This is a genomic window from Ruminococcus sp. YE71 (assembly GCF_900119155.1).
GTDB lineage: Bacteria > Bacillota > Clostridia > Oscillospirales > Ruminococcaceae > YE71.
On sequence record NZ_FPIR01000004.1, the window covers coordinates 32,300 to 54,809 of the forward strand.

Sequence of the window (22,510 nt, forward strand, 5' to 3'; positions counted from 1 at the left end):
AATAAAATGGCAGAAAAATATGTATTCGGAATAGACCTCGGCACCACCTACTCCTGCATCAGCTACTTTGATGAGAATATGCAGTGCATCCCCTGCCCGAGCATGGAAGGACCTACCACCACACCGTCGGTTGTAAGGCTCGAACCAGGCTGCGACCCCGTAGTAGGTCAGGCGGCAAAGAACACCGCTGTCATCTATCCCGACCATACCATCCAGTTCGTTAAGAGCCGTATCGGCAAGGACGCTACCTTCAACTACGGCGCCGACGGCGAGCTGACCACCACGCCTATCGCTGTTTCGGCTGAGATACTCAAGAAGCTCGGCGAGGACGCCGCAAACCACACCAACTCGGAAGTAAAGCGCGTTGTCATCACCGTGCCCGCATACTTCGGCGACCCCGAGAGAAAGGCTACCGCTCAGGCAGGTATCGACGCGGGCTTTGACGTGCTCGGCATCATCGAGGAGCCTACCGCTGCGGCTATCTACTACGGCATGAACAAGTCCGAACAGCCCGAGAATATCCTCGTGTTCGACCTCGGCGGCGGTACCTTCGATATCACCGCGATGAAGATAGAGGGCAACAACTTCACCACCCTCACCACCGAAGGCGACCACGACCTCGGCGGTAAGAACTGGGACATCGCACTCATCGACCTCGTAAAGCAGAAGTTCGAGGATCAGACAGGCTACTGCGACGGCTACGATTCCGACATCGAGCAGGATCTGCTCATCAGCTGTGAGCAGGCCAAGATAGTTCTCTCCCAGGCTCAGAAGGCTTCGGTAGCAGTTACCATCAGCCGCGAATACAGAGCCGCTATCGAGATCACCCGCGAGGAGTTCGACGACGTTACATCGGCACTCCTCGACCGAGCTATCTCCCTCACAAGAACTGTCATCGACAGAGTCGGCGAGCCTATCACAAAGATACTCATGGTGGGCGGTTCCACCTATATGCCGCAGGTGCGCGAGGCAATCGAGAGAGAGTTCCCCCAGCTTGAGATATACTCCAACGAGCCGAACCACTCGGTATCCAAGGGCGCGGCTATCTTCGCGTTCAACAAGTATGTCAACCCCGACCCCGAGGAGCTGAAGGAGAAGTCCGAGCGCACCACTTCCAGCGGTGAAAAGGCTCTCGTATGCCTCGAAGAGGAGATAGACACCTACAAGAACATCGTCACCCTCGAAAACGAGATAAACATCGTGACCGTTGCCACAAAGAGCCTCGGCGTGCGCATCCTCTTCAACGGCACCCCGAAGATAAACAACCTTATCTTCAAGGATACCCAGCTTCCCGCTTCGGTAACGGCTACCTACGCTACCAACACAGCGAACGCTACCCGTATCCCGATCCGCATCTTCCAGGCAAACAACTACGATGAGTACTACGATGTTGACGACGACCTCCAGATAGGTCAGGCAGTCCTCGAACTTGACGGCACTCTGCCTCAGGGCGCACCTATCGACGTTACCCTCTCCATCTCCGACGACGGACTTATCCACGTAAAGGGCATCGACGTCACCAACAATATCGAGGTAAACGCAAACATCGAGAACGACGCTTACAGCACCAAGTAAAAAACGCTCCCCCTGTGCCTGCGTATTTTCAGGGGTGAGTGCGGGTAATATTTGGGGAAACCCTTTTGAAAAAGGGTTATCCCCCAAACCCCTTTCATAAAACTTTTAATACTTTTTGGCTTTTGGGTAGTTCTACCCAACTTTGTGCAGGTCGGAAAGATCGTAATTCTATTTTTCATTAGCGCCCATCAAGCCGAATTTGGGTAATATGACGGAATTTATGCAAGCATATGACGTGCAAAGGCGCGAGCCGGAGGTTGCGCGGTGTTGCCTTAGTCTGCTCCTTGCCAAAAAGACGTTCAAGGGTGGTTTACGCTTCATTTGAGGAATTGATCAGACGGTCTCTCATGAAACGGTGAGAGTCTATCTTCCCGACCAGAACCAACAGACGACAATATTAAAAGTCTTTGGAAGGGTGTTCTACCACGGTAAGACCCGCACTCAACAGCACTCAAGAAGACAAACAGAGTGAGAGAAAAGCGCGAAAGGGACGTCCTTTTTCGTTTTTCTCTCATTCGCGATACTACAAGGAGAATCCCACAATGGGCCTGTTCGATTTTGACAAGGTCATCTGTCCATACTGCTACAACAAATTCCCGAAGTCGCAGATAATGTGGCGCTGCAATTCGGGCAAGTGCATCCGTCCCGCTGCGCTTGAGGAAGACAGCGTCTACGCGGAATACCACAACATCACGAACCCTGCCGAGAAGCGCAAGCCGCATATCATCCCCGACCCGAAGCCAAAAAAAGGCTTTGTAAAGTGCGACAAGTGCGGCGACGACACCAATATGCAGATATGCCCTGTCTGCCACAGCGTTCTGCCGAAGACCGACGAGAATATCGTCATTTCGGTCATCGGCGTTCCCGGCTCGGGCAAGAGCTACTATGTCGGCACGCTGATAAGACAGCTGAGGCAGTACATGAGCGCTTTCGGCTGCTCGATAAAATTCACCACCGATGAATCGCGCAGGATGTACGAGGACAGGTTCGAGACGCCGTTCAGCAAGCGCATCGTGCTGCCAAAAACAAAGCAGCCCGACGAGAACGCAAACATAGTCGGCGCGAATCTGCCGATACTCTGCGACATCACCGACGACAGGCTGAAAACAAGAACATTCACCTTCTTCGACGCGGCAGGCGAGAACTTCGAGAACGAGGCGATAATGCGCTATGTCGCGCCTTACATCAGCCACTCGGCGGCGATAATACTGCTGCTCGACCCGACACAGATACCTGCCGTCGCCAACACCCTCGTTTCCGAGAACCCCAACGGCGTTTCGGGACGCAGGTCGGTGAACACGGTCAGCTACGAACAGGTGCTGAACAACACCGTCGAGGTCATCCACTCCCACCTGAAATCGAAGGGTCAGATAGACATCCCTCTGGCGGTGGGCTTCTCGAAGTGGGACCTTATCGAGAACTCCCCTACCCTGCGCCCCGACGGCGTTATCACCAACCCGAGCCCCCACTTCATGCGCGGCTTCTCGGAAGAGGACTGCGACAACGTGAGCAGCGAGGTCGAGGGTCTTCTGGCACACTGGGAGTGCCAGAACTTCGTGATGCTGGCAAGACAGCAGTTCAAGACGGTGAAGTTCTTCGGTTTCTCGGCGATAGGCGCGGACATAGAGACGGGCAGGAGCGTGCCGAACATCGTTTCAAAGCGCGTGGAAGACCCGTTCCTGTGGCTGCTGCATAAGAAGAAGATAATCATATGACGGGCGAGACCGTGCTCAGGGCGTCGGGGCTGACCCTCGACATCGGGAAAAAGCGGGTGCTGGACGATATCGGCTTCGAGCTGAAAAAGGGCGGCATCTACGCGGTGGTCGGTCACAACGGCGCAGGAAAATCAACGCTGATACGCACCCTTCTCGGGCTCGAACCGAAATACGGCGGAAGTATCACGCTCTTCGGCTCGGAGGATCTTTCCGCAGGCAGAAAACGCGTGGGCGCGATGCTCTCGGGGGACAAGCTGCCGCCGAAACAGACTGGTGAGCGCTATCTGAGGGAAATGTGTATGCTCTGCGGCTGCGACTGCGGCACGGAGATGTCACGGGTCTCGGCGCTTGCGGGGACGGACAGCTTTCTCGGGCAGAAGACAGGCGGCTACTCCTACGGGATGAAACAGCGGCTCTCGCTGGCAGGGGCACTCGTCGGAAGTCCAGACGCGGTGTTCCTCGACGAACCTTTCAAGGGGCTTGACCCCGAAGCGTCGGGACAGCTGCAAATGACAGTCTCGGCACTGGCAAGAGAGGGCGTCACCATAGTCGTTACCGACCATATACTGCACACGCTGATACAGCTGGGCTGCGAATTCCTCGTGCTGAACGGCGGCAGACTGACACACACCCTCACCTGCGCCGACCTCGCACGCGACCCCCTGCCCGTAAAGCGCTTCACGCTCGGCAGCCGCGCCATGAACGACGAGACTTTCGCCGAGCGCTATCCCGACTTCTGCGGTATCGCGAGGGGGAGCTACGTTGACGTTATCGTGCCAAAGAACAAGGACGTTCCCGACAGCCTCATCGAGGGCTGCACGGAAGTCACACAGCACACCGCCGACAGCGAAGAGATGCTCATATGGTATATCAGCGGAAAGGACGCCACATGAAAAAGCTCACGAAAACGTATATTTATCGGGCTTTGTTCAGCCTGCGGTATGCAGAGCAGCTGATATTCGCGGCTCTGATGGCGGTGTTCGGGGCGGTGCTGGCAGGACAGCTCTCGAAGCTGATGCTTTCGGGGGAACTGCCGCAGGGAACGCTTGCGAGCTTCCGCACGGGCGGCGGCTACACACTCGGGGTCGTGCGTTTCGGCTCGGTGATGCAGCTGAGGATGATGCGCACGAAGGACTTCATCACGGGGCTGCTGTGTACCGAGGGTCTGCTTTCGGTGGCGGCGGTGGTCTGCGTGAAGAACGTCACCGATGTGCTTCGGTACGGCGGCGCGGCAAACGCGGTCAGCCGCGGTGCGAAGCGTCGGCAGGTGTTCGGGGCGATGTGCGTAACGAACATCATCGCTGTGCTCGGCATCGCGCTGGTGACACTTGCTGCCTTCACGGCGGCGTCGCGGATAACGGCAGGCTTTAAGGGCGGCGGCATCGCGGACCTTGAGGACGTGGGGATAATACTGCGTCAGCTGGTCGAACTGACGGCGTTTTCGGTCATGTGTACGGCGGTCGCGGCGGCATACGGGAAGCCTTTGAGGGCGGCGATGACGCTGCTGGGGGCGGTGCTTGTACTGCCGACGGCGTTCGGGTACATGAGGATCATGTACGGAACGGACTTCGGGCTGCCGAAGGTGATAAGTTTTGTGAGGATGCTGCAAAGCGGAATGTTATTGCCGAATATCGGTGATGTGATAGCCGCAGCAGGAATGGCAGCAATATCAGTACTCGCAGGAATAACGATAATGAACAGAAAACGCATAGATATATAAGCATACCCCTCGTCCTCGCCGGAGATCAGGCGGGTCAATGCGCCCCGCCTTAGCTTCGCACGGCTACGCGCTTGGCAGGATATGGGACGGCAGCCCAAAAACAAATGAAGCTGACCCCTCAAAATGAGAAGTCATCTCCGACAAACATTACCTCACCAAAAGCCGCAGACACACCTCTGAAGAAAGTCGAAAAGCGGGCAGTGTGGGACAACGTCCACCACAACAAGACCCACACAAACCAAAAAATCAAAACACAAAAAACCACACACCAACAGAACTCCCCCAGAAAAGAAAGGATGGTAACTATGTCTATCGAACAGTCTATTTTCACTTGCTGCCGTGCCCGACGCGAAACGGGTACAACAGGCTTCGGTTACTACTCCGTGACCGAGGGAATGGACGAGCTTCGCCGCAACAGCCCCGAGCTCTCCATGCTCTCGAACAACTACTCCGCACCGAGAAATCAGGAACTCTGGTGGTCGCAGGAAAGCGACGAGACTCAGCGCGACGCCGAAGAGACCGAGGCGATAAAAAAACATCACCCCGTTTCCTTCGGCTACCGCGTCATCGAGACCGAAGGCGTGAAAAAGGCTGTGTTCACCTACGGAAAGAACCTCGGCAGAGATATCGAGGGCTTCCGACCCGGCAACATCATGGTCAATACCGTGGCAGCCGACCTCGGCGACGTGACAGCTTACCCCTTTGAATACTTCGGCAGCCCCGAGATATTCACCGACTACGACCGCAGCTTCTTCGTGAACGCGCCCGATACCCCCGCCGACCTGCTCGACAGACCCGAGACCCTACACACGGGCGGCAGGATAACACAGGACGACGTGGTCAGATTCATGAACGAGGACGAGCGCAGGACAGACCTCATGCTGTCGATGGTGCAGTTCGTCCTCGACCGCTCCGACCCCGACAAGACTTCGAGACAGGTCATGATCTGCGACCGTATGGAGAATATCATCTACTGGGCAGCCGCAGTCTCCCTCGTGTTCCCTCTTGAGATCGCAAAGCAGTTCTCGTTCTCCACCTACTCGTTCCTCGGCAGCGCCGATTCAAGCTCGGTCAGCCTTGAGGATGTGATGCTCTGCGGCGTCTACTCGTCAGCTGTCAACGGCGACGAACCCGACCCGCGCTCCACAAACTACGACTACGAATTTGAAGCCGAAAGGATAGAATCCGCACTCTTCGACTTCGAGCACGACTTCTTCACCGAAGCCGATATGCATAACAACGCCTTCATGATGATAGTCCGCAGCGCTATGTCGGGCAACTTTGAACAGCTCGACGAGTTCAAGCGGTTCATTATGGAAAAGACCGACTGCCGCACCATCGGCAACGACTACGCACGGGGATGCGGCTGCTTCCTCATCGCGAAGATGCGCCGCCAGCAGAGCCTTGCTTACCTCGCCGACGCTCACTACTTTGCGAAGAAATACATGGGCGCGGACGCCATCCGCACCATCACGGGGATAGCCTACTCCTGCTCCCTCGACAAGGGCGAGATGTCACGATACTTCGACGACATCATCGAGCTGTCGAGAAGCTGCGCCGACGGCAGCAGCGAGGACAGAAAGTTCGTGTACGCACACTGCCTGCACTTTATCCGTGAGGCATTCCTGTCACAGACCCTCTCGCGGGAGGAATATCTCTCCGCAAGCGACAGCATAAAGTCGATATTCGAGGAACACCGCGACAGCTTTGAACAGGCGTTCATAGGCTCCCTCGACAGCGAAGTGATAAGTGAACAGCTAAAGACCATCACGAAAAAATGGGTGCTGATGCACCTTGCGGAACTTCTCTGCCGCGACGCCGCCGCTTCGGGGAAAGACCTCTACAGCCGCGACTGCGCACTCATGCTGTCGGCAGTGTACCGCGCAGTGCTCTCCGAGACCGCTGAACGCGCTGCACTGATAAGCACCTTCGCGAAGATGTTCGGTTCGCTCTCCGATTCGCTGAAACTCTACGACTTGCTGCTTGCCAAGTCCGCAAACGACAGCGAGGTCACGGACGACCTGATGTACTCTCTTGCCGAGCTTGCCGTTAGTTCCGACCTCGGCGGATTCAGGGAGATATACGGCTTCATGTCCGAAAGCCCCTTCCGCGATCAGTTTTTCACCGCCTGCTCCGATCTGGCAGACAGCCTTGACTCTGCGCTGGAGATGTTCAACGATATGCTGGAGACTTCGGAGAACTACGCTTACTACCTGAGGGAGATGTGCGGCAGACTTCTCGACCTGACCGAGAACGACGACTGCGAGACACAGATAAACGGCATCTACCGCGTGTTCCTCTTCGCCGAGAGCAGCGACGCCTTCGGCGTGTGCGGCACAGACCTCTGCATCGAGTTCTGCAACACGCTGTACAACAAGGGCTGCTGGTACAGGATAAGCGACGACTCGGCGGCGATACTGCGTGAACTCATAGAGGGCAGCGGCAGCGACCATTTCGTGGCGGACAGCGCGGCTCACAACATCTTCGTGATGTACTATATAACGAAGTTCGCCGAGACTGCCGACGAGAGCCTGATACCCTTCCCGGCCGACAAAGTGGGATTCCTCGATCTGTCGCTGATACACGAGGATGAATACGACGACGTGGTGAAAGAGATAGCCCACGCCTTCGCACGGAGGAGCATCGCGACGGGTTCGGCAGTGGATGTGCGCTACGACCTGTTCATAGATGTACACGCACAGCCCCATCCGGGGATAATAGAGCGCGTGGCAGTACTGTGGCTGAGAGAGATAATGAAAGCCGCACCGAAAGACTGCCGCGTGAGACTTACGGCTCACATACTCGCGATAATGCACGTTGATTGCAGCGTGGACTTCGTGAAAATGGGGGAGGAGCTGTACGCAAACAAGATAAAATCGGCAGATGTGATCCGCTGCTTTGAAGACAGTGACATCTTGCGGTTCATAAAGGACTGCGGCGGCAGCGAAAAGGAACTGCAAAGGACGGCTTCGGACCTTGCGTCGGGCTGTGAAAAAGCAAAACAGAGCGGAAGCGTGCTCGGTAATCTGTTCTCACGCTTCGGAAGGAAGGGGTAGGATGAACAGGTATTTGCGGACAGCAGTGCTGACGGTCCTTATCGGGCTCTCGGTGCTGTTCACGGGGAATATCACGGCTTCCGCGCTGACGGTAGTCCCCGATTCTGCAACCCGTATCGGTTCTCACTGGTACAAGATATACAGCGATGTCCCCGCAGATTCTTCGCCAAAAGGCAAGGCTCTGGAGCTGTGCAAACAGCGCGGCGGACACATCGCTTATATAGAGGATGCTTCGGAACATCAGCTTGTACTGAATATGATAGCCAACAGCGGGATAAACGGCGATGTGTGCCTGGAGTTCGAGCCGATGTACGCCGAACTGAACGACCTGACGATAAAGTACGATGATAAAGACAGGGCGTTCAGCAATTACGACGTCAAGACGATGGGCGAATACTTCATCTACGTCTGCGAATGGGACGAGGGAAACAAGTCCTCGGAATTCAAGACAGACTTCGGCAAAAAGCTCATTCCCGACAAGACAAAGAGCTTCGGCAGCAGTCAGTACAAGGTATTCGGCTACGGGCTCTCATATTCGGACGCTGCGCTGTTCTGCCACGCCATCGGCGGTCACCTCGTTTCGATAGACAGCGAGGAAGAGAACAAGTTCGTCACCAAGCTCATCAAGGATGACGACAGCAGCAGGTCGATGTTCTGGATAGGCACGCGCTACGACGGCTCGATCGGCAAATGGTGCGCCCCCGACGGTACCCCGTCCGATTACACCGACTGGAGCTCGGGGGAACCCACAAACTACCTGAACGGCGCGAATTTCACCGTCATCAACCGCAGCGTGGGGCTGTTCGACAAATACAAATGGGTGGCCGAGTTCAATGACGGCTTCGTGGGCAGCGACCTGAAGGAATCGAGCGCCTGCTACGGTTTCGTCTGCGAATGGGAACCGGTCTGCGGCGGCGAGCGGTACTTTCACGGCAGCACCGAAAGGACCGCCACCGAGAGGCCGAACTGCATCACCGAGGGAAAGATCTCGGTGGTCTGCAAGGACTGCGGCGAGACCCTTGAGGTCATCCACATCCCGAAAGATCCGCATAAATACCGCATCACAGGCGTGGTGAAGAACATAAAGGTCGTGGGACTGACGGTCCGCGAATGCTCGGTATGCGGCGACCGCACCTTCGACATCGACTGGAAGAAGATATGGTTCGAGCCGCTGATACTTCTGGCGGCGGCTGTGACTTCCGCGGCGTTCATATCGGCATATGCCGACTACAGGCGCGAACACGGCTCGGGAGCACCGCCGATGTGGGCGCTTCTGCTCGCGTTTGCGATGATAGCGGCGGCGGCTCTGACGGCATACCTCATCTTCATAAAATAGGTGGAAAACACCTTGGATGAAAGCATATTCATATTTTCGGAAATATACAGAATCTTCAAAATTTATTAATTGACATTTTCCCCATAAGAGAGTATAATTTTTAAAATATAATAGGTATCAATTAATCATACGGCGAAAAATGAAAAGAGAGGAAGGATCTTGATATGCTGAATACCAATTTTGACGAAAAGTTCGGAAAGCAGGGACTTACCTTTGACGATGTGCTGCTCATACCGGCAGAATCAAACGTGACCCCTAACATGATCGACCTTAAAACAAAGCTGACCGCAGGTATCACACTCAACACACCTATCATCACCTCCGCTATGGACACCGTTACCGAATCGAAGATGGCGATCGCTATCGCTCGTGAGGGCGGCATGGGCATCATCCACAAGAATATGACCATCGAACAGCAGGCAGAAGAAGTTGACAAGGTAAAGCGCTCGGAAAACGGCGTTATCGCAAATCCTTTCTCGCTCACGGCTGACAAGTCTGTTGAAGAAGCAGACCAGCTCATGGGCAAATACAAGATCTCGGGCGTGCCGATAGTTGACGACAACGGCAAGCTCATCGGTATCCTCACCAACCGTGACCTCAGATTCATCACTGATTTCAGCATATCCATCGAGAGCGTTATGACAAGAGACAATCTCGTTACCGCTCCCGTAGGCACCACTCTTGAGGACGCACAGAAGATCCTCATGAACCACAAGATCGAAAAGCTGCCCATCGTTGACGACGACGGTATGCTCAAGGGTCTTATCACCATCAAGGACATCGAAAAGGCAGTTCAGTACCCGAACTCCGCAAGAGACGCAAAGGGCAGACTCCTCTGCGGCGCTGCTATCGGCGTTACCGAGGACGTTCTCGAAAGAGCGAAGGCGCTGGTTGACGCTCAGGTAGACGTGCTCGTGCTCGACTCGGCTCACGGCCACTCGCAGAACATCATCAACTGCGTGAAGAAGGTCAAGGCTGCATTCCCCGACATCCCCGTTATCGCAGGAAATATCGCTACAGCAGCTGCTGCCGAGGCTCTTATCCAGGCAGGCGCTGACTGTGTAAAGGTCGGCATCGGCCCAGGCTCCATCTGCACCACAAGAATCGTTGCAGGTATCGGCGTTCCGCAGATCACCGCTGTTTATGACGTTGCCTGCGTTGCTCAGAAGTACGGCGTTCCCGTTATCGCTGACGGCGGCATCAAGTACTCTGGCGACATCGTGAAGGCTCTTGCGGCAGGCGCAAACGTTGTAATGCTCGGAAGCCTGCTGGCAGGCTGTGAGGAAGCTCCCGGAGAGATGGAGATCTATCAGGGCAGATCCTTCAAGGTATACCGCGGCATGGGCTCTATCGCAGCTATGCAGAAGGGTTCCAAGGACAGATACTTCCAGACAGGCAGCAAGAAGCTCGTTCCCGAAGGCGTTGAGGGACGCGTTCCTTACAAGGGAGCCGTTTCCGACACCATCTTCCAGCTGACAGGCGGTATCCGCGCAGGCATGGGCTACTGCGGCGCTAAGGACATCCCGACCCTGCACCAGACTTCCCAGTTCGTGCGCATCACAGGCGCAGGACTCAAGGAGTCGCACCCCCACGACATCTACATCACCAAGGAAGCTCCGAACTACTCGGCGCAGATGTGATCTGACTATGATCATCCCGATTTGTGTTGCCTGCAATACAAGTCGGGATTTTTTGCTGCTGTCTGCGGAATTGCCGTGGGAGAACCTTCCGAAGACTTTTAATATGTTGACAGATAGATGTATTCGGGAAGACAGACTCTCGCCGCTATATGTGTGATCCGCAGTCCTGCTGATTCCAAAAAAGGCACTTCCGGTATTTCCGAAAGTGCCTTTCTGTTACTTCGAGGACGGGTTGATATAGTTTACGGGGTCGATCCACTCGCCGTTCTTTTTCAGCCCGAAGTGCAGGTGCGACGCCATAGCAGCTTCGATCTCGGCGCTGTCACCCACCGCGCCTATCGTCTGCCCTGCCTGAACGCTGTCGCCCTCTTTGACCGCGACCCCCGACGAGAGGTTGTAGTAATACCCCATCAGTCCGCTGCCGTGGTCGATGATGACCGTGTTGCCCCACAGCGGGTCTTCGGCGACGGCTGTCACCTCGCCGCGGTTCATGGCACGGACGGGAGTTCCGCGCTCGGCTGCGATGTCAACGCCATCATGAGTCTTCCAGATGCCGAGAGTCTCGCTCTTGACCAGCTCGCCGCCCGAAAAAGGCTGTAAGATCTCGCCGTTCACGGGCATGACGTTGGGCTGTGTTTTGACCTCAAGAGGCGGCTCGGAGCTCGAATCCTCCTGCGAACTGCTGTCGGAAGGCTTGTCCTTCGCGACCCCCGTCTGTTTCAGGTCGGTAGGCAGCGTGTCGGGGATGCTGACATCGAGCGGTTCGGCTGAACCGATGTTCAGATCGTAGCTTTCCCCCGCAGTCTTCACCGCCTTGGAATAGGCTGTCACGCCTGCCCCGACCGTCGCCACGAGCGCAGCCGATAAGGCGATGTACGCGCCCTTACTGCCGATAAGTTTTGCCATTTTTGTGTCCTTGAGTGATCTCATTTCAGTCACCGTTCCTTTCATGTCACACGTTTAAGTGCTTTCGGAAATAGTATGGACACAGAAGAGAAATATATTCAGCATCTGGCAGGAAAATTCGCAAAAATTGACTGCCCAAAACCCGCTTATATCGCCCTTCATGATACGTTATATCCTATGGGAATAGTACTGTTTTTCGCATTATCTACAAGGTGAATGCGGAATTATTGTTCAAATCGACGTTTTTTTAAAAAAATTTGGATATAAATGAAAAAATGTATTTTTCCACTTGAATTATAAAGATTTGTGTTGTATAATTAGTTATATGCTATATTCTATATAAGTATGTCTTACTTAGCATAAGTAACTTAACTAACAGGAGGTTGGTGCTATGAAGGAAAAAAACCTGATTCCGTTTAACGGAACGGAAGCTCAGGAACAGGAGCTGAAAAAGGTGATCGCAGAGCATCGCGATCAGCCGGGCGGACTTATGCCTACGCTCCAGAAAGCACAGGGCATCTACGGCTATCTGCCTATCGAGGTGCAGAAGATGATCGCCGACGGTCTGGGAATTTCCCTTTCCGAGGTGTACGGTGTAGCTACGTTCTACTCCCAGTTCTCGCTTACCCCGAAGGGCAAGCATCGTATCAGCGTCTGTCTCGGTACAGCGTGCTACGTTAAGGGCTCGGACAAGGTGCTTGAGGCTGTTGAGAACCGTCTCGGTATCAAGTCGGGCGAATGCACACAGGACGGAATGTTCTCAATAGATTCCTGCCGCTGCGTAGGTGCGTGCGGACTTGCTCCCGTAATGCTCGTTGATGAAGACGTTTACGGCAAGCTCACACCCGATCAGGTGGGCAAGATACTCGATTCCTACCTTGAAAATAAAGGAGGTAACGAATAATGACTATTGCAGAACTCAATAAGATCTATGACGAGTACTCCGATCTCGTAAAGGTCAGAAGACTCGTTGCCGAGGAAGGCGCTAAGCTCGCCGAGAAGACCGGCTACAGAAAGCAGATCCTTGTTTGCGGCGGTACAGGCTGTACTTCGTCGGGAAGCAAGAAGGTCGTAGAAGCTCTTGAGGACGAACTCAAGAAGCAGGGCCTTGAGAAGGAAGTTCTCGTTGTAAAGACGGGCTGCTTCGGTCTCTGCGCACTTGGTCCTATCATGATCGTATACCCCGAGGGTGCTTTCTATTCTCAGGCTACTCCCGAGGGCGTAAGAAGAGTTGTTGACGAGCACATCAAGAACGGCAACATCGTTAAGGATCTGCTCTATAAGGAGACTGTTCACGAGGACGGCTCCATCAATCCTCTGTCCGAGACTGCTTTCTATAAGAAGCAGAAGAGAATCTCCCTCAGAAACTGCGGCGTTATCGACCCCGAGAACATCAACGAGTACATCGCAACCAAGGGCTATCAGGCTCTCGCTAAGGTACTTACCGAGATGAGCGAGGACGACGTTGTTCAGTGCCTGCTCGATTCCGGACTCCGCGGACGCGGCGGTGCGGGCTTCCCCACCGGCAGAAAGTGGATGTTCGCTAAGGGCGCTCCCGGAGACGTTAAGTACGTTGCTTGTAACGCTGACGAGGGCGACCCCGGTGCATTCATGGATCGTTCCATCCTTGAGGGCGACCCCCACGCTATCATCGAGGCTATGACCATCGCTGGTCACACCATCGGCGCTCACCAGGGCTTCATCTATGTTCGTGCTGAGTATCCTGTTGCTGTACAGCGTCTTGAGATCGCTCTCAAGCAGGCAAGAGAGTACGGCCTCCTCGGCAAGAATATCCTTGACACCGGATTCGACTTCGATATCGAGATCAGACTCGGCGCAGGCGCATTCGTTTGCGGTGAGGAAACTGCTCTTATGACCTCTATCGAGGGTAACCGCGGTGAGCCGAGACCCCGTCCTCCGTTCCCTGCTGTAAAGGGTCTGTTCGGCAAGCCTACTCTGCTCAACAACGTTGAGACTTACTCCAACATTCCTCAGATCATCCGCAAGGGTGCTGACTGGTACGCTTCCATGGGTACCGCAACCTCCAAGGGCACCAAGGTATTCGCTCTCGGCGGTAAGATCACTAACGTTGGTCTCGTTGAGGTTCCGATGGGAACTACTCTCCGTGAGATCATCGAAGAGATCGGCGGCGGCATCCCCAACGGCAAGGCATTCAAGGCTGCTCAGACAGGTGGTCCTTCCGGCGGATGCATCCCTCCCCAGCACATCGATACTCCTATCGACTATGAGTCCCTGTCTGCTATCGGCTCTATGATGGGCTCCGGCGGACTTATCATCATGGATGAGGACAACTGCATGGTAGACGTTGCTAAGTTCTACCTCAACTTCACCGTTGATGAGAGCTGCGGTAAGTGTACTCCCTGCCGTATCGGTACCAAGAGACTCTGCGAGTACCTTGAGAAGATCACCGAAGGCAACGGCACTATGGAAGACCTCGACAAGATCGAAGAGCTTTCCAACCACATGAAGAGCTCGTCGCTCTGCGCACTCGGTCAGTCCGCTCCTAACCCTGTACTTTCTACTATCAAGTACTTCAAGGACGAGTACATCGACCACATCGAGAACAAGCACTGCACCGCAGGTGTCTGCAAGAACCTGCTCAGCTATGAGATCATCGCCGATAAGTGCAAGGGCTGCACGCTCTGCGCAAGAAACTGCCCCGTTGGTGCTATCAGCGGTACTGTTAAGCAGCCCCACGTTATTGATTCCGCTAAGTGCATCAAGTGCGGCGTCTGCATGAACAATTGTAAGTTCGGCGCGATCATCAGGAAGTAAGGGAGGAACAATCATGGCTAATGAAACTACAGAAATGATCCACCTTAAGGTCAATGGCATACCTGTTGAGGTACCGAAGGGAGCTACTCTGCTCGACGCTGCTAAGGCTGTAAACGTTGAGGTCCCCACTCTTTGCTATCTTAAGGATATAAACTGCATCGGCGCTTGCCGTGTCTGCGTTGTTGAGGCTGTAGGCAGAAGAGGTCTGCTCGCTGCCTGCGTATACCCTGCTGAGGAAGGCATGGAAGTACTCACAAATACTCCTGCTGTACGTCACTCCCGCAAGACCACGCTTGAGCTGCTGCTCTCCAATCACAAGAAAAAGTGTCTCTCCTGCGAGCGCAGCGAGATCTGCGAGCTCCAGAGACTTGCTCGTGAGTACGGCGTTGACGAGGATAAGTTCAGCGGCGAGAACGATGAACAGTTCCCCATCGACGACAGCTCGGCTTACGTTGTCCGCGACAACAACAAGTGTATCCACTGTATGCGCTGCGTTGCCGCTTGTAAGGACGTTCAGGGCGTAAGCGTTATCGGACCTATCAGAAGAGGTTTCGCTAAGCACATCGGTTCCGCTTTCGACATGGAGCTTGCTGATGTTCCCTGCGTAGGCTGCGGTCAGTGTATCGTTGCCTGTCCTGTAGGCGCTCTCACCGAGAAGAGCAACACAGACAAGGTTTGGGACGCTATCGCTGATCCCAACAAGAAGGTAGTATTCTTCACCGCTCCTTCCGTTCGTGCAACCGTTGGCGAAGCTTTCGGTATGCCCGTAGGAACCAACGCTGAAGGCAAGATGGTAGCTGCTATCAGAAGACTCGGCGACGTTAAGGTCTTCAACATGGACGTTACCGCTGACCTCACCATCATGGAAGAGGCTAATGAGCTCATCGAGCGCATCTCCAACGGCGGCACAATGCCTATGTTCACTTCCTGCTGTCCTGGTTGGGTAAAGTTCTGCGAGCACTACTACCCCGATTTCCTGCCGCACCTCTCCAGCTGCAAGTCCCCGCAGCAGATGTTCGGCGCAGTTCTCAAGAGCTACTACTGCGAGAAGAACGGCATCGATCCTAAGGATCTGTTCGTTGTCAGCGTAATCCCCTGCACCGCTAAGAAGTTCGAGGTAACCCGCGAAGAGCAGAGAAGCGGCGACTTTGACGATGTAGATGTAGCACTCACCACCAGAGAGCTCGCAAGAATGATCAAGAACTCCGCTATCAAGTTCACCGATCTTGAGGATGAGAAGTTCGACGATCCGTTCGAGATCGCTACAGGCGGCGGCGCTATCTTCGGTGCTACAGGCGGTGTTATGGAGGCTGCTCTCAGAACAGCTGCCTGCATCCTCGACGGTTCCTCCAAGGCTGTTGACTTCGTAGAAGTTCGCGGCACTAAGGGCATCAAGGAGGCTACCTACACCGTAGCCGGCAAGGAGATCAAGGTCGCAGTTGCTTCCGGTCTTGCTAACGCAAGAAAGGTAGTTGACTCTATCATCAGCGGCGAAAAGGACTACACCTTCGTTGAGATCATGGCTTGCCCCGGTGGCTGCATCAACGGCGGCGGTCAGCCTTATCAGACTGATTCTGTACGCAACTACGTTGACCTCAAGGCTCTCAGAGCTAAGGCACTCTACGACTACGACGTAGACAGCAAGATCAGAATGTCTCACGAGAGCCCTGTTATGAAGGTCCTCTACGATGAGTACTTCGAGGCTCCCGGTAAGGAGAAGGCACACCACCTGCTCCACACCACCTACGTTAAGAGAGGCAAGTAATTGTAATTGCACTTGCACTTGACATAACGCAAGCTTTACGCTCCCGTCCGAATGGATGGGAGCGTTTTTTGTCGTCCTCGGGCTTTGTTTTTTTCTTGGGGGAAACCTTTCTGAAGAAAGGTTCTCCCCCAAACCCCTTTCCAAAGACTTTTAATGCTTTTTGGCTTTTGGGTGATTCTTCCTTGCTTTGTGCTGATCGGGAAATGTGGAGTTCTCTTTTTCAATGGTCTGCTCCTTGCCAAAAAGACGGGCGAGGGTGGTTTACGCTTCATTCTGCGGAGAGGATATGGGCGAGCGTAAATATAGGATAGCAAAGAAAAAAGGCGGAAGCAAGCCCCCGCCCTACATAACAAAATTCCCGAAAATAACAGAATACATCTCTTGAAATGGTGATAGTCTATCTTCCAAATCACGCCCAACGAACGACATATTAAAAGTCTTTGGAAAGGGGGTCTGGGGGGAGAACCTTTCTCCAGAAAGGTTTCCCCCCAGCATGACCCGCACTCACTCCCCCAGCAATCGACGAGATATGTTTGACACGGCGGTGAAAAAGTGGTATAATTAGTCTGGGCAAACTGCCTGAATACTTTAACAAAGGAGAACTATCATGGCTGATGAAAGAATACCCAAGCGTGAAGAGCTTGACGTAAAGGATACATGGAAACTTGAGGACATCTACCCCACTGACGCGGACTGGGAGAACGACTTCAAGAAATTCGAGTCTATGACCGAGAGGTACACCGCGTTCAAGGGTAGGCTCGGGGAGAGCGCGGAGACTCTGCTGGAATACTTCCGCCTGCGCGACGAGCTCGCGGTGCTTTCCGACAGTCTTGTGAACTACTCTATGCGCAAGAGCGACGAGAACACTGCAAACGCCGAGTATCAGGCGATGGTCGCAAGGCTGATGAGCGCTTACGCGGCGTTAAGCTCGGCTTCGAGCTTCGACACGCCCGAGCTCATCGCGATCCCCGACGACACCCTCGAAGGCTTCTACAAGACCTGCCCCGACCTCGAACTTTACCGCAGGGCGCTGGACAACATCCGCCGCCAGAAGGCTCATATCCTCTCGGAAGCTGAGGAGCGCATCCTCGCCCTTTCCTTCGAGATGGGCAGGGCGCCCGAGAATATCTTCTCGATGTTCTCCGACGCCGACCTCAAATTCCCCGACGCTGCCGACAAGGACGGCAAGCTTCATCAGCTGACCCACGGCAGCTACATCCCGCTGGTGCAGTCCTCCGACAGGGTACTCCGCAAGAACGCCTTTGAAGCGCTCTACCACACCTACGACAGCTTCAAGAACACCTGCGCAGCGACTCTTTCGGCGCAGGTCAAGATGGTGAACTTCTACTCGCAGGCGAGACACTACGGCTCCGCCCTCGAAGCGGCGCTGGACAGCACCGAGATACCCGTCGAGGTCTACCACAACCTCATCTCGGCGGTGCATGACAATATGCAGTATATGTACGACTACGCGGCTCTGCGCAAGGAGCTGATGGGGCTCGACGAGCTGCATATGTACGACCTCTACACGCCCATCGTCTCCGACTTCGACATGAAGATAACCTTCGAGGAAGCCAAGGAGACCGTGCTTAAAGCGCTGTCGATCATGGGCGAGGAGTACGTTTCCATCCTGAAAGAGGGCTTTGAGAACCGCTGGATAGACGTTTACGAGAACGAGGGCAAGACCAGCGGCGCTTACTCGGCGGGCGCGAGAGTTCACCCCTACGTGCTGCTCAACCACAAGGACACCCTCAACTGTATGTTCACGCTGGCGCACGAGATGGGTCACGCGATACACAGCTACTACTCCAACAAGTTCCAGCCCGTGGCTTATTCCGACTACAAAATTTTCGTGGCTGAGGTCGCTTCCACCTGCAACGAAGCTCTTCTGATGCAGTACCTGCTGAAAAACACCACCGACAAGAAGGAAAAGGCGTACCTCATCAACTACTTCCTCGAACAGTTCCGCACGACCCTCTACCGCCAGACCATGTTTGCGGAGTTCGAGCTGAAAATAAGCGAGATGGACGCGGCAGGCGAAGCACTGACTGCCGAAAGCCTCTGCAAGCTCTACCGCGAACTGAACGAGCTGTACTTCGGCGAGAACGTCGTCATCGACAGCGAGATAGACCTGGAATGGGCAAGGATACCGCATTTCTACTACGATTTCTACGTTTACCAGTACGCGACGGGCTACTCGGCAGCTATCGCGCTCTCACAGCGCATCCTGAACGAAGGCGAGCCCGCAGTCCGCGACTACATCGACAACTTCCTGAAGGGCGGCTGCTCGGCTGACCCCATCTCCCTGCTGAGAGGTGCAGGCGTGGATATGGCAAGCCCGAAGCCTGTTGCCGACGCGCTGAAACTGTTCGGAGAGCTTATCGGTCAGATGCGCGGGCTGATGTGAGCTCATGCCTGTCTGGAATCCGTGGCACGGCTGCAAGAAGCTCAGCCCCGGCTGTCAGAACTGCTACGTCTACAGGCGTGACAGCAGCATCGGCAAGGACGCTTCGGAGATCACAAAAACGGGGAGCTACGACCTGCCGCTGAAAAAAGACCGTCAGGGCAGGTTCAAGCTCACGCCCGAGAGCGGCGTCGTGTTCACCTGCATGACCTCGGATTTCTTCCTGCCCGAAGCCGACGGCTGGCGCGAGGGCTGCTGGGACATCATCAGGCAGCGGAGCGACCTGCACTTCCACATCATCACCAAGCGCATCGACCGCTTTGCAGAGTGCATCCCTGACGACTGGGGCGACGGCTGGGAGAACGTCACGATCTCCTGTACCTGCGAGGATCAGGAACGCGCCGACTTCCGACTGCCCGTCTTCATCGGGCTGCCGATAAAGCACCGCCGCATCGTCTCCGAACCCATGCTTGAAGAGATAAACATCGAGAAATACCTCGCGGACGGGCTTATCGAACAGGTGACCTGCGGCGGCGAGTCGGGCGAAAATGCGCGGCTGTGCAGCTTCGACTGGGTGAAGGAGCTTCGCCGTCAGTGCGTTCGCAGCGGAGTGCCGTTTTACTTCAAGCAGACGGGTGCGCTTTTCCGCATGAACGGCAAGGATTACCGCATCGAACGGCGATTTCAGATGGCGCAGGCGGAAAAATCGGGCTACAGCTACACCCCGAACACGGGCTGCGCCGACCGCATCCGCTACACGCTCCCGACCCGCGCCGACCTGTTCGCAAGGCTCGCAAAGTCAACTTTCCGCAGCCGTTTCCGCCTCTCGGACGAGGACAGGCAGTACATCGCCGACAAGGGGCTCGATGTGATACGCGCCCACGCCGCCGATTTCGTGGCGAAAAAACTCGCCCCCGAAAATCCCCCCAAGGACGGCAGGCAGACCCCCATGCGCGGTCACCCCATCTTCAAGGCACAGCACGCCACCGCCTGCTGCTGCCGCGGCTGCCTCGAAAAATGGCACAACATCCCCTCGGGCAAGACCCTCACCGACCGCGAGTGCGCCTACATCACCGACGTCCTCATGGACTGGGTGGTTAAACGCCTGTAGAGTGCAGGTCTTAACCGGGGAAACCCGCCTTTTTCTTTGCTATCCTATATATATCCGCTCCGCAGAATGAAGTGTTACGCACTCACGAACGTCTTTTTGGCAAGGGGCAACCATATAGGAGAAGAACACCAAACTTCCCGACCAACACAAATTAAAGAAGAATAACCCAAAAGCCAAAAAGCATTAAAAGTCTTTGGAAATGGGTTTGGGGATAACCTTTCTTCAGAAAGGTTTCCCCCAAGAAAACAAAAAAAGGCACTTCTGTCGAAAGAACAGGAGTGCCTTTTTGGTTCAGTTGAATCGGTTTTCAAACATTGCTGCGAGTTCGTCGAGGACCTGCTGTTCGTTCTCGCCGCTGACTTCGAGGGTCGGTCTTGCGCCGCAGTCGATGCCTGCCATCATGACAGCCATAACGGACTTGGCGTTGGTGCGTTTTCCGTTGTAGACCAGCGTTATCTCGCAGTCCTTATACGACTGTGCCGCCTTTGAAAAAACGCCTGCGGGTCTCATGTGAAGGCCCTCGTCGTTGAGCACAATTACAGTTTTTGATACCATTTGCATCCCTTCCTTTCATGTTTTGTCACATTAAATCTTTAGCTTGTTAATATTATAACACACTTTTCTGCATATTTCAACAGGCTGCGGCAAAATCCCTTGAAGTGCGGCAATATTTTGGCATTGTAAACATTTTTTTTAGTGTTTTTTGTTTATTATCACCATTGTGTGAAAAAGTTCGCGCTATTTTTGTATTTCATGATAAAAATATTGTTTTACGATAAAAACCTATTGACAAACGATTTTCTTTGTGCTATAATCATATCGGACAAAGGAAAGGAGACAGCCGAAATGACACAGATAAAAAAGACTGCTCTGAAACTCTCGGCTGTGCTTCTGCTGATAACGGCGGTGCTCTGCCTGACCCATCTCACGGAGCTGCAAATGACGTGGTATATGCTCACCCACGCGGAGGACTTCGCGGCGATAGAGCGAGGGTTCGACGCGGTGAAAGAGGGTTCGCAGTACAGGCTTGTTTACAGCGGCGGCAGCTTCGAGATCGACGCTGCAAAAATAGTCGCGGCGGACGCGGAAACGACCCGTGCGATGGATCGCATCACCGAACACTTCGGGACGGACTGGGCTTATTTCGCCGACGGCAGCGTGTTCGTCCTTGCAGGAGGGCTCCGTGTCGGAGAGGTCGGCAAGGAAAAGTCATATTATTTCAGGCTCGGAAACGGCAGGCGGCAGGTTTGCAGCCGAGTGCATGACGTGGGTTAGGAGGAGAACATGAAAGTGGCAACAGCAGGTATCGGAGAGGTCATTGCTTTTATGATAATCGCGGCGTTCGTCGCGCTGCCCATCGTGCTGACGGGCTACAACTTTTATTTTTTTGTGAAGCCGTTCGGCACGCTGACCCCGAAAAAACAGAGGACGAGGTTTTTGTGCTATCTCGCAACGCCGATATTAGGAGAGCTTTGTCAGGGGTTGTGGATCAGTATGTTCGTCGGCGTTTCGATGAAACAATGGAACGAACCGATCATCACAGGCGGCGCTTCCGACGAGAACTTTCACAGCCTGACCGCGAGCGGTCTTGACTGGTGGATGTACACGCTCCTGCTGCTTTCGGTGCTGGCGGTGTGGTTCATGAACGTCCGTTACGACACGCGTAAGCCGCCGCTGGTGAGCGTTCTGCTCATCGGGCTTGCGGCATCGGCGAACGTGGTGAGCCTGCTCTACTGCATACAGCTGAGCAAAAACCTCGAAAAAGAGGCCAATATCCTGGTGCTGTACGTCCTTCCCGTGAACTGGCTGCTCATCACCCTGCGCACCCTCGCAGACGAGTTTGCATCGCAGGTGAAGCTGATGCGCGAGAACGGCGAACCGACAGGATTAAACGCTTTTTTGTGCAAACTGTTCACGTCGAACGGCGGACGGTTTGGCGTGATATTCACAAGCCTTGTACCGATCGCGGCGGTCGTCTTCATCATACAGATACTCGCAGGTCAGGGCGCGGACGCCTTCGTCAAGACCTTCACCGACACCGCCGACTGGACGTTCTCACAGCAGACTCCGCCGCCGCCCGAATACTACGAGGGACACTACCTCTGCACCGTCGCGGCAGGCGGGCACCACAAGCTCGTGAAACCGACCAGGTACGGGGTGCGCCGCGGCGAACGCATAATCGTCAACCGTCAGCTGTGCATCGCGAACGCCTTCGAGGATCTGATCGCAGAGCGCACGCCCCGTTTCCACAAGGCGGTCCGCGGCTTTTACGACCGACACGGCTACCCCATCTGCCGCTTCATCACCACCCCTCTCCGAGCCGACATCACCTACCTGCTGATGAAACCCCTCGAATGGGTCTTCCTCGCAGTCCTCTACCTCTTCGACCCCCAGCCCGAACGCCGCATCGCTCGGCAGTATACGGGGAGATAATTTTACTTTTTGAAAACCCGCAGGCACTTTCGTCACCCAAACGACAAAAGTGC

General features: G+C 54.7%; 16 protein-coding genes. 14 read left to right on the top strand and 2 right to left on the bottom strand.

Going from position 1 to position 22,510, the window contains the following annotated elements:
• Window positions 1-6 precede the first annotated feature (6 nt).
• From BT142_RS04720 to guaB, 7 genes are all read left to right on the top strand, one after another.
• Window positions 7-1,575 carry an Hsp70 family protein gene (locus BT142_RS04720; RefSeq protein ID WP_072417062.1) on the top strand — a complete coding sequence of 523 codons (1,569 nt, stop codon included), beginning with the start codon at window positions 7-9 and terminating at the stop codon, window positions 1,573-1,575.
• A 542-nt stretch (window positions 1,576-2,117) separates the two neighbouring features.
• A complete protein-coding gene (locus BT142_RS04725) occupies window positions 2,118-3,290 on the top strand; it encodes a TRAFAC clade GTPase domain-containing protein (RefSeq protein ID WP_072417063.1) in 1,173 nt (390 codons plus the stop codon).
• Window positions 3,287-4,183: an ABC transporter ATP-binding protein gene (locus BT142_RS04730; protein WP_072417064.1), complete on the top strand. Its 897-nt coding sequence runs from the start codon at window positions 3,287-3,289 to the stop codon at window positions 4,181-4,183. The genes BT142_RS04725 and BT142_RS04730 overlap by 4 nt, the downstream gene beginning before the upstream one ends.
• Window positions 4,180-5,010, top strand: coding sequence for a hypothetical protein (locus tag BT142_RS04735; protein ID WP_072417065.1), 831 nt, complete (start codon window positions 4,180-4,182; stop codon window positions 5,008-5,010). The genes BT142_RS04730 and BT142_RS04735 overlap by 4 nt, the downstream gene beginning before the upstream one ends.
• Window positions 5,011-5,315: 305 nt before the next feature.
• Complete coding sequence (locus BT142_RS04740) at window positions 5,316-8,066, top strand: GAP1-N2 domain-containing protein (RefSeq protein WP_072417066.1); 2,751 nt, start codon at window positions 5,316-5,318, stop codon at window positions 8,064-8,066.
• 1 nt (window position 8,067) lies between these two features.
• Window positions 8,068-9,402 (top strand): C-type lectin domain-containing protein, encoded by a 1,335-nt coding sequence (locus BT142_RS04745; protein ID WP_072417067.1) that lies wholly within the window; start codon window positions 8,068-8,070, stop codon window positions 9,400-9,402.
• Window positions 9,403-9,566: 164 nt separating this feature from the next.
• Window positions 9,567-11,042 carry an IMP dehydrogenase gene (guaB, locus tag BT142_RS04750; RefSeq protein ID WP_175444886.1) on the top strand — a complete coding sequence of 492 codons (1,476 nt, stop codon included), beginning with the start codon at window positions 9,567-9,569 and terminating at the stop codon, window positions 11,040-11,042.
• Between the two features lie 216 nt (window positions 11,043-11,258).
• On the opposite strand, the gene BT142_RS04755 is transcribed toward guaB, so the two are convergent.
• Entirely contained in the window at window positions 11,259-11,948 is a 690-nt protein-coding gene (locus BT142_RS04755) for a M23 family metallopeptidase (protein ID WP_242940022.1), read from the bottom strand.
• A 391-nt stretch (window positions 11,949-12,339) separates the two neighbouring features.
• Between BT142_RS04755 and nuoE the strand changes: the two genes are divergently transcribed.
• From nuoE to BT142_RS19980, 5 genes are all read left to right on the top strand, one after another.
• Window positions 12,340-12,852, top strand: coding sequence for an NADH-quinone oxidoreductase subunit NuoE (nuoE, locus tag BT142_RS04760; protein WP_072417069.1), 513 nt, complete (start codon window positions 12,340-12,342; stop codon window positions 12,850-12,852).
• Window positions 12,852-14,744 (top strand): NADH-quinone oxidoreductase subunit NuoF, encoded by a 1,893-nt coding sequence (locus tag BT142_RS04765; protein ID WP_084659330.1) that lies wholly within the window; start codon window positions 12,852-12,854, stop codon window positions 14,742-14,744. Before nuoE ends, BT142_RS04765 begins: the two co-directional genes overlap by 1 nt.
• 13 nt (window positions 14,745-14,757) lie before the next feature.
• Entirely contained in the window at window positions 14,758-16,509 is a 1,752-nt protein-coding gene (locus BT142_RS04770; RefSeq protein WP_072417071.1) for an NADH-dependent [FeFe] hydrogenase, group A6, read from the top strand.
• A gap of 607 nt (window positions 16,510-17,116) precedes the next feature.
• Window positions 17,117-18,916, top strand: a complete 1,800-nt coding sequence (gene pepF / locus BT142_RS04775) for an oligoendopeptidase F (protein WP_072417072.1) — start codon at window positions 17,117-17,119, stop codon at window positions 18,914-18,916.
• 4 nt (window positions 18,917-18,920) lie between these two features.
• Window positions 18,921-20,024 (top strand): DUF5131 family protein, encoded by a 1,104-nt coding sequence (locus BT142_RS19980; RefSeq protein ID WP_072417073.1) that lies wholly within the window; start codon window positions 18,921-18,923, stop codon window positions 20,022-20,024.
• Window positions 20,025-20,315: 291 nt separating this feature from the next.
• Here the strand turns inward: BT142_RS19980 and BT142_RS04785 are convergent, their stop codons facing one another.
• A complete protein-coding gene (locus BT142_RS04785) occupies window positions 20,316-20,579 on the bottom strand; it encodes an HPr family phosphocarrier protein (protein WP_072417074.1) in 264 nt (87 codons plus the stop codon).
• Between the two features lie 291 nt (window positions 20,580-20,870).
• Here BT142_RS04785 and BT142_RS04790 point away from each other — a divergent pair, with 291 nt between their 5' ends.
• Both BT142_RS04790 and BT142_RS04795 read left to right on the top strand, forming a co-directional pair.
• Complete coding sequence (locus BT142_RS04790) at window positions 20,871-21,299, top strand: BTB/POZ domain-containing protein (RefSeq protein ID WP_072417075.1); 429 nt, start codon at window positions 20,871-20,873, stop codon at window positions 21,297-21,299.
• A 9-nt stretch (window positions 21,300-21,308) separates the two neighbouring features.
• Window positions 21,309-22,457, top strand: a complete 1,149-nt coding sequence (locus BT142_RS04795) for a DUF6688 domain-containing protein (protein ID WP_072417076.1) — start codon at window positions 21,309-21,311, stop codon at window positions 22,455-22,457.
• Window positions 22,458-22,510 lie beyond the last annotated feature (53 nt).

Excerpts from the sequence above, each read along its gene's own strand:
- guaB (WP_175444886.1), top strand. The coding sequence starts at position 9,567 with ATGCTGAATACCAATTTTGACGAAAAGTTCGGAAAGCAGGGACTTACC.
- BT142_RS04740 (WP_072417066.1), top strand. The coding sequence starts at position 5,316 with ATGTCTATCGAACAGTCTATTTTCACTTGCTGCCGTGCCCGACGCGAA.
- pepF (WP_072417072.1), top strand. The coding sequence starts at position 17,117 with ATGGCTGATGAAAGAATACCCAAGCGTGAAGAGCTTGACGTAAAGGAT.
- BT142_RS04795 (WP_072417076.1), top strand. The coding sequence starts at position 21,309 with ATGAAAGTGGCAACAGCAGGTATCGGAGAGGTCATTGCTTTTATGATA.
- BT142_RS04745 (WP_072417067.1), top strand. The coding sequence starts at position 8,068 with ATGAACAGGTATTTGCGGACAGCAGTGCTGACGGTCCTTATCGGGCTC.
- BT142_RS04725 (WP_072417063.1), top strand. The coding sequence starts at position 2,118 with ATGGGCCTGTTCGATTTTGACAAGGTCATCTGTCCATACTGCTACAAC.
- nuoE (WP_072417069.1), top strand. The coding sequence starts at position 12,340 with ATGAAGGAAAAAAACCTGATTCCGTTTAACGGAACGGAAGCTCAGGAA.
- BT142_RS04770 (WP_072417071.1), top strand. The coding sequence starts at position 14,758 with ATGGCTAATGAAACTACAGAAATGATCCACCTTAAGGTCAATGGCATA.
- BT142_RS04735 (WP_072417065.1), top strand. The coding sequence starts at position 4,180 with ATGAAAAAGCTCACGAAAACGTATATTTATCGGGCTTTGTTCAGCCTG.
- BT142_RS19980 (WP_072417073.1), top strand. The coding sequence starts at position 18,921 with ATGCCTGTCTGGAATCCGTGGCACGGCTGCAAGAAGCTCAGCCCCGGC.
- BT142_RS04765 (WP_084659330.1), top strand. The coding sequence starts at position 12,852 with ATGACTATTGCAGAACTCAATAAGATCTATGACGAGTACTCCGATCTC.
- BT142_RS04720 (WP_072417062.1), top strand. The coding sequence starts at position 7 with ATGGCAGAAAAATATGTATTCGGAATAGACCTCGGCACCACCTACTCC.
- BT142_RS04790 (WP_072417075.1), top strand. The coding sequence starts at position 20,871 with ATGACACAGATAAAAAAGACTGCTCTGAAACTCTCGGCTGTGCTTCTG.
- BT142_RS04730 (WP_072417064.1), top strand. The coding sequence starts at position 3,287 with ATGACGGGCGAGACCGTGCTCAGGGCGTCGGGGCTGACCCTCGACATC.
- BT142_RS04785 (WP_072417074.1), bottom strand. The coding sequence starts at position 20,579 with ATGGTATCAAAAACTGTAATTGTGCTCAACGACGAGGGCCTTCACATG.
- BT142_RS04755 (WP_242940022.1), bottom strand. The coding sequence starts at position 11,948 with ATGGCAAAACTTATCGGCAGTAAGGGCGCGTACATCGCCTTATCGGCT.